The organism is Thalassobacillus devorans (assembly GCF_900176565.1).
GTDB classification, from domain to species: Bacteria; Bacillota; Bacilli; order Bacillales; family Halobacillaceae; genus Thalassobacillus; species Thalassobacillus devorans_A.
Genome location: NZ_FXEH01000001.1, coordinates 43,969 through 50,372, shown reverse-complemented (window position 1 = coordinate 50,372; position 6,404 = coordinate 43,969). Strand labels below are relative to the sequence as shown.

The following is a 6,404-nucleotide window of genomic DNA, read 5'->3' as shown; positions in this document are numbered from 1 at the left end:
TAGATGAGATTTCCCATCACTTCGAGTGAGTAAGATCCCTCAGAGACGATGAGGTAGATAGGTCCGAGGTGGAAGCGTGGTGACACGTGGAGCTGACGGATACTAATCGATCGAGGACTTAACTAACCTAATTTCGTGAAAGATGTTCGTGGTTGAATGTTGCTTATCTAGTTTTGAGGGTTTACCTCAATTAAATAGTCAAGGTCTAGTGGCGATAGCGGAGAGGTCACACCTGTTCCCATGCCGAACACAGCAGTTAAGCTCTCCAGCGCCGATGGTAGTCGGGTTTATCCCCGTGAGAGTAGGACGCCGCTAGGCAATTGAAAAACCCGGAAGTTTTCCAAAGCTTCCGGGTTTATTTTGTATCTAGCATTGTACGTGCACGTTAAAATACACAAAAAAATAGTATAAGAGATGATAGATTGGTCCATACTAAAGCCATGGAGGTGATAGGATTGAAATCAATCAATCGCTGTGGCATATGTGAGCGTAACACGACAGAGGGCATTCATATCTATCAATTATTTGTTTGTGAGAGTTGTGAGAAAGAAATCATAGAAACAGAACCTGGAGATGCTAGATATTCTTTTTATATTAATAAGTTGAAAAATATAGTGCCATCAAAAATTCATTCTTAAGATGAAGATCTTCGCAGTCCAGGCGAAGGTCTTTTTTTCTTTAGGCTCTGTTTAAATCTCAATGTTGCATTTCCAGTAAAGCTCCCAATTGCTGAAGACTCAGTTTTAAGATATGTTGTTTCCGTTACGGTAGTAACGGTTTGGAGGTCCGGGAAATCACTCGCTTTCCGTGGGCATGTGGTGAGCTTCCTCAGGCTTCGCCTTGCGGGATCTCACCGCTCATGTTCATCCCACTGGAGTCTCGCAATTTCCCGGACCTCCTTGCGTTTAAGGGAGAAATGGAAACATCGTTATGCAGTCCTTCAACCAAAGGGAGAACTACTTAGAAGGCAGTCTCATCTATAATAGGGGGTTCTTTTCTCCCATCCTTCGGATGGGGTGGTTGGGAAACTGCGAGACTCCAGTTCCCCAGCCGCCCCTGACACTTTTATGGATAAGACCCTTGATATATTTGAAATCAAGTCTTCGACTTTTCGGCCCTATAGTTGAATAAGCGTTTTATAAAAAAACGCCTTACCAGCGTCTGTGCTTGTAATCATTCGGTTAGTTAGATAAGATGAAGGAGATTTTCATTGTAACTAAAAAGGGGAAGCCTTTTATGTCTTTAGACCAAACCAAAACGCCACTTTACGATACGCTGGTAGATTATAAAAATCGCGCACTTGACTCCTACCATGTACCAGGGCATAAAAATGGAAAAATATTTTCAAGCCGAGGCATGGATGAGTTTCAATCTTTTCTTCAGATGGATGCTACGGAGATTACCGGTATGGATGATTTACATGATGCACACGGTCCGATACAAGAGGCACAAGCATTAGCTGCTGATTATTTTAACAGTGAGTCATCCTACTTTCTAATCAATGGAAGCACTGCTGGAAACCTGGCGATGCTTCTAACGATATGCCAGGCGGGAGATAAGATAATTGTCCAGCGGAATTGCCACAAATCCATTCTGCATGGTTTAGAACTGGCAGGAGCTCAGCCCGTCTTTTTGGCGCCCAGCTATGAGGAACAATCAGCAAGATACAGCAAAATAGAGGTAGAGACCGTAGAAGAAGCACTGGTTCGTTTTCCAGAAGCGAAAGGCCTTGTACTGACTTACCCCGACTACTTTGGCCGTACTTATGAGATTGAAGAGATTATCAAGACAACCCATCATCATGAAGTCCCTGTTCTGGTAGATGAGGCTCATGGAATCCATTTTCACTTAGGCCGTCCCTTTCCTTCCTCAGCTTTAGAAGCAGGAGCAGATCTCGTCGTCCAGTCTGCGCATAAAATGGCACCTGCCATGACCATGGCTTCAATGCTCCATGCAAACGGGGATCGTATTGATATGGAGAGACTTCGTTATTTTCTTCAAGTTTTCCAATCGAGCAGTCCTTCTTATCCTCTCATGGCGAGCCTGGACTTAGCCCGGCATTTTCTAGCTAATACCACCGAAGAAATGGTTGGGAGGGCTATTCAGCATGCAGCGAAAATCAGAGAAATTTTTGCTGAAGGAGAGGGGTGGACCGTATTACCAGGTAGTAGGTGTGATGACCCTCTTAAAGTCACTCTGCAGGCAGACAGAGGATGGACTGGCCTTCAATTAGCAACTCTATTGGAGGATGCAGGCGTATTTCCGGAACTGGCACTTCCCGACCAGCTTTTGCTCATAACAGGACTAGGGGACTACATTGATGTACGCCGCCTTAAAAACTCGATTTCTAACGTGAACGAACAATTAAAAACAACACGAAAGCATGCTACAATAAAGGCGGTCAATCTGTATACGGAAAAGATTCAGGAACTGGCTTTTTCTTATGAAAAAATGAAAAAGATGCAAAGCGTATTCACCCCATGGCAGGAGGCAGTAGGGAAGGTGGCGGCACAGCCGATCGTGCCATATCCTCCTGGCGTCCCATTGCTGGTAAAAGGGGAAACAATCACAAAGAAACATGTAGAACAAATAGTGCAGTTAATTGACCAGGGTACCCGTTTTCATAATGATGATATTAAAGAAGGAATGGTCACCTTTAAATAGATCTGAGGAGAATGATTGTGGAAGGATTATTTATAACGTTTGAAGGCGGTGAGGGCGCAGGGAAAACTTCTGTGCTTAAAACTGTTGCAGAAGAATTAAACAATAAGGGTTATGATGTACTAGCAACCAGAGAGCCTGGCGGCATCGAGATAGCAGAAAAAATTCGTCATATTATTTTAGATCCGGCTCATACTGCCATGGATGGGCGTACAGAAGCCTTGTTATATGCCGCTGCACGCAGACAGCACCTTGTCGAGAAAGTGCTGCCTGCACTTAAGGAAGGGAAGGTCGTCCTTTGCGACCGATTTGTCGACAGCAGTTTGGCTTATCAAGGCTATGCGCGTGGCCTTGGCATGGATGAAGTGTTCCAAATCAATCAGTTTGCGATCGAAAACCGCATGCCGGATATTACTTTATTTTTTGATATCAAGCCGGAGGATGGTCTGAAAAGGATTGCTGCTAATAAAGGCAGGGAGCAAAATCGGCTCGACATGGAAAAGCTGGATTTTCATCATCAAGTCTATGAGGCATATCAGAAGCTGATAAAAAAATTTCCTGAGCGTATACATGTTATTGATGCCTCACAATCATTAGAGGGTGTTCAAAAAGAAGTTCTGCGAGAGCTGCAGCCATATTTAGTAAATAGTAATCGTGACAGCTGATATTTGATATAATATAAAAAAGGAAACGGGAGGCTGCAATGTTATGAAAATGATCATTGCTGTTATTCAGGATAAGGATAGTAGTCGTTTGACGGACGCTTTAGCAGAGCGTAATTTCCAATCGACTAAATTAGCTACTACAGGCGGATTCCTGAAAGCAGGAAATACCACATTAATGATCGGTTGTAATGATGAAAATGTCGATGAAGCATTAGAAATCATCAAAGATAATTGTAGTCAGCGTGAACAGATGGTTGCACCTATTTCTCCAATGGGAGGAAATGCTGACTCCTACATTCCAAAACCGGTCAAGGTAGAAGTTGGTGGTGCCACTGTTTTTATCTTGCCAGTAGAATCCTATTTCCAATTTTAGTGTAAAGGGGTTTATAGAACGTGAAAATCAGTCAGGAAATTCGCGCGCAGATAGACGCCGCACAGAAACCCTCTACGACTAATGGAAAAGGCCGGAAAGAATTCGATGCGCTAGTTCAATCCCATAACCATAAATTGAAGGAGCAGGAACTCCATAAATTATTAGGGGGTATCAGTGCACAGGGTGAACGTGTAGCCCGCCATCGTTCTTTCCGGGACCTGGCTAAATATAAGCGGATGATCAAAAGCTTTCTCCAGGAAACAGTGGAGTCCGGCATGACTACGAGACATTCCCACAGCTGGAGTATGGATGGACAAGCCCGAAAGCTTACTACCATCGAAGCGATTGATGAAAAATTGACCGAGCTGACAAACGCTGTAATGGATCAGGAGAAAAGGTCGATTGATATTTTAGGGATAGTTGGTGAGGTCAAAGGTTTATTAATCAATTTGTATACTTAAGGGCGGAATCGTAATGCATACATGGGAAGATATGAAACAAATCCAACCCCTAGTCAGTAAAATGCTGATCAACAGCTTTACTAAAAATCGTATATCACACGCCTATCTCTTCCAGGGTTCTCAAGGAACAGGGAAACGGGAGATAAGCCTATTATTCGCAAAAGCAATATTTTGTCCCAATCGTGATGGGGCAGAACCATGCCACCAATGCAATGCCTGCAAAAGAATTCAGTCAGGAAACCATCCGGATATCCATTGGATCAAGCCGGATGGGCAGTCGATAAAAAAAGATCAAATACTTCACCTCCAAAAAGAATTCACCTATACGGGCCTGGAATCGAATCAAAAAGTCTATATTGTCGAAAGTGCGGACAAAATGACGGTCAATGCTGCAAACCGGCTGCTCAAGTTTCTGGAGGAACCCAGTAAGCAGACAACAGCCATGCTACTGACTGAAAACAGTCATGCTATTCTGGATACGATTCGTTCCAGGTGCCAATTGATGGCTTTTCAGCCGCTCAATTCTCAAGGTATCGAGGAGAAACTGACCGGTGAAGGTGTAAGTGAATCAAACGCAAAGCTGCTTTCGCAAATGACGAATAATTTGTCGGAAGCACTCGAAATTCAAGCGGATGATTGGTTTGCTAATGCACGAAAATTAGTGATACAATTAATAGAAGTGCTGAACAATAAACCAAATGAAGCGCTTTTATTTATCAATCATCAGTGGATGCCTCATTTTAAGGAAAGAGAGCAGCTTCAACGCGGTTTGGACTTATTGATGTTCTGGTACAAGGACATGATCAATCATGAGTTGGAACGGGAAGAGGCCATCATTTACCAGCAAGAAAGAGATAGAATGGAACAAATGTCTATGACCTTGACTCGTCAAAACGCAGTCAGAGGCTTATCATCTATCCTTGAGGCGAAGCGGAAGATAAATCAGAATGTCCATCCAACACTTGTGATGGAACAACTTACACTTCACTTGAAGAGGTGATCATAATTGATCGAAGTGATAGGCGTCCGCTTTAAGCAAGCGGGTAAAATATATTATTTTGACCCAAGGAACATCCAGATGTCTACGGATGATTACGTAATCGTAGAAACGGTCCGTGGGATCGAATTCGGGAAAGTGGTCATTGCCAACCGGCAGGTAGACGAAGAAGACATTGTATTGCCTTTAAAAAAGGTCATCCGGATCGCAGATGAAAAAGATAAATTGACGGTGACCGAGAATAAAGAAAATGCAAAAGAAGCTTTCGCTGTCTGCGAAGAAAAGATTAAAGACCACAAGCTTGATATGAAGCTTGTTGATGTGGAATATACATTTGATCGCAATAAGGTGATTTTTTATTTTACTGCCGATGGGCGGGTAGACTTCCGGACACTTGTTAAAGATTTGGCATCTGTATTCAAAACCAGAATTGAACTTCGCCAAATCGGAGTACGGGATGAAGCGAAGCTGCTCGGCGGCATCGGCCCGTGCGGAAGAATGTTATGCTGCTCCACATTCCTTGGTGATTTTGAACCAGTTTCCATTAAAATGGCCAAGGATCAGAACCTCTCGCTGAACCCGGCGAAAATTTCAGGACTATGTGGACGTTTGATGTGCTGCTTAAAGTATGAGAACGATGACTATGAAGCAGCCAAACGTGAACTTCCTGATCTTGGTCAGCGGATTACCACTTCTATGGGTAAAGGAAAAGTCGTAGGAATCAATATGCTGGAACGACTTGTTCAAATTGAATTCCCTGAGCTCGAACGTACACTTGAATATACGTTGCAGGATTTAATTGATGAAGGAGCCGTTTCAACCCAAGCCACAGAATGACGGGGTGGAAGGAAGCGTGAACAAGAAAGAAATTTTCGAGCAAGTATCCCATTTAGAATCACAAATTGGAGAACTATATCAGCAATTAGGTGATTTAAAAACCCAGTTGGCACATCTTTTAGAGGAAAACCAACACTTATCCCTGGAAAACCACCACTTAAGGAAGCGGCTGGATAGGGAGACAGAAGTGCCTGCCCGGCAACAAGCATCAAAAGGAAAAACCACTTCCAAGGATTCATATGTGGGGGAAGGTTATGACAACCTTGCCCGGTTATATGAAGAAGGCTTTCATATTTGCAACTTACATTTTGGCAGTCCAAGAGATGAAGATTGTTTGTTCTGTCTATCGTTCCTGAACAAGAAAAAATAAACGGAACACCGCCTTTCCTTCCCGTAAGGAGAGGCTTTCT

The 6,404-nt window shown here is 43.3% G+C and carries 8 protein-coding genes and 2 rRNA genes; all 10 read left to right on the top strand.

Going from position 1 to position 6,404, the window contains the following annotated elements:
- Positions 1-126: ribosomal RNA gene (locus B9Y67_RS20850) — 23S ribosomal RNA — on the top strand; the annotation flags it as partial.
- A 78-nt stretch (positions 127-204) separates the two neighbouring features.
- A 5S ribosomal RNA gene (gene rrf, locus B9Y67_RS00270) occupies positions 205-318 on the top strand.
- Positions 319-455: 137 nt separating this feature from the next.
- Positions 456-638, top strand: coding sequence for a sigma factor G inhibitor Gin (locus B9Y67_RS00265; RefSeq protein WP_254901653.1), 183 nt, complete (start codon positions 456-458; stop codon positions 636-638).
- Positions 639-1,236: 598 nt separating this feature from the next.
- Entirely contained in the window at positions 1,237-2,664 is a 1,428-nt protein-coding gene (locus tag B9Y67_RS00260) for an aminotransferase class I/II-fold pyridoxal phosphate-dependent enzyme (protein ID WP_085504844.1), read from the top strand.
- 17 nt (positions 2,665-2,681) lie between these two features.
- A complete protein-coding gene (gene tmk, locus B9Y67_RS00255; protein ID WP_085504843.1) occupies positions 2,682-3,326 on the top strand; it encodes a dTMP kinase in 645 nt (214 codons plus the stop codon).
- Between the two features lie 43 nt (positions 3,327-3,369).
- Positions 3,370-3,699 (top strand): cyclic-di-AMP receptor, encoded by a 330-nt coding sequence (locus B9Y67_RS00250; RefSeq protein WP_085504842.1) that lies wholly within the window; start codon positions 3,370-3,372, stop codon positions 3,697-3,699.
- A gap of 20 nt (positions 3,700-3,719) precedes the next feature.
- Positions 3,720-4,160, top strand: coding sequence for a YaaR family protein (locus tag B9Y67_RS00245; protein ID WP_085504841.1), 441 nt, complete (start codon positions 3,720-3,722; stop codon positions 4,158-4,160).
- A gap of 13 nt (positions 4,161-4,173) precedes the next feature.
- The gene (gene holB / locus B9Y67_RS00240) at positions 4,174-5,160 is read left to right on the top strand and encodes a DNA polymerase III subunit delta' (RefSeq protein WP_085504840.1); all 987 of its coding nucleotides are present in this window, start codon (positions 4,174-4,176) and stop codon (positions 5,158-5,160) included.
- Positions 5,161-5,166: 6 nt separating this feature from the next.
- Positions 5,167-5,994 (top strand): PSP1 domain-containing protein, encoded by an 828-nt coding sequence (locus B9Y67_RS00235; RefSeq protein WP_085504839.1) that lies wholly within the window; start codon positions 5,167-5,169, stop codon positions 5,992-5,994.
- Positions 5,995-6,010: 16 nt separating this feature from the next.
- Positions 6,011-6,364 (top strand): DNA replication initiation control protein YabA, encoded by a 354-nt coding sequence (gene yabA / locus B9Y67_RS00230; RefSeq protein WP_139823686.1) that lies wholly within the window; start codon positions 6,011-6,013, stop codon positions 6,362-6,364.
- The last annotated feature ends 40 nt before the right edge of the window (positions 6,365-6,404 follow it).

Excerpts from the sequence above, each read along its gene's own strand:
- B9Y67_RS00260 (WP_085504844.1), top strand. The coding sequence starts at position 1,237 with ATGTCTTTAGACCAAACCAAAACGCCACTTTACGATACGCTGGTAGAT.
- B9Y67_RS00250 (WP_085504842.1), top strand. The coding sequence starts at position 3,370 with ATGAAAATGATCATTGCTGTTATTCAGGATAAGGATAGTAGTCGTTTG.
- holB (WP_085504840.1), top strand. The coding sequence starts at position 4,174 with ATGCATACATGGGAAGATATGAAACAAATCCAACCCCTAGTCAGTAAA.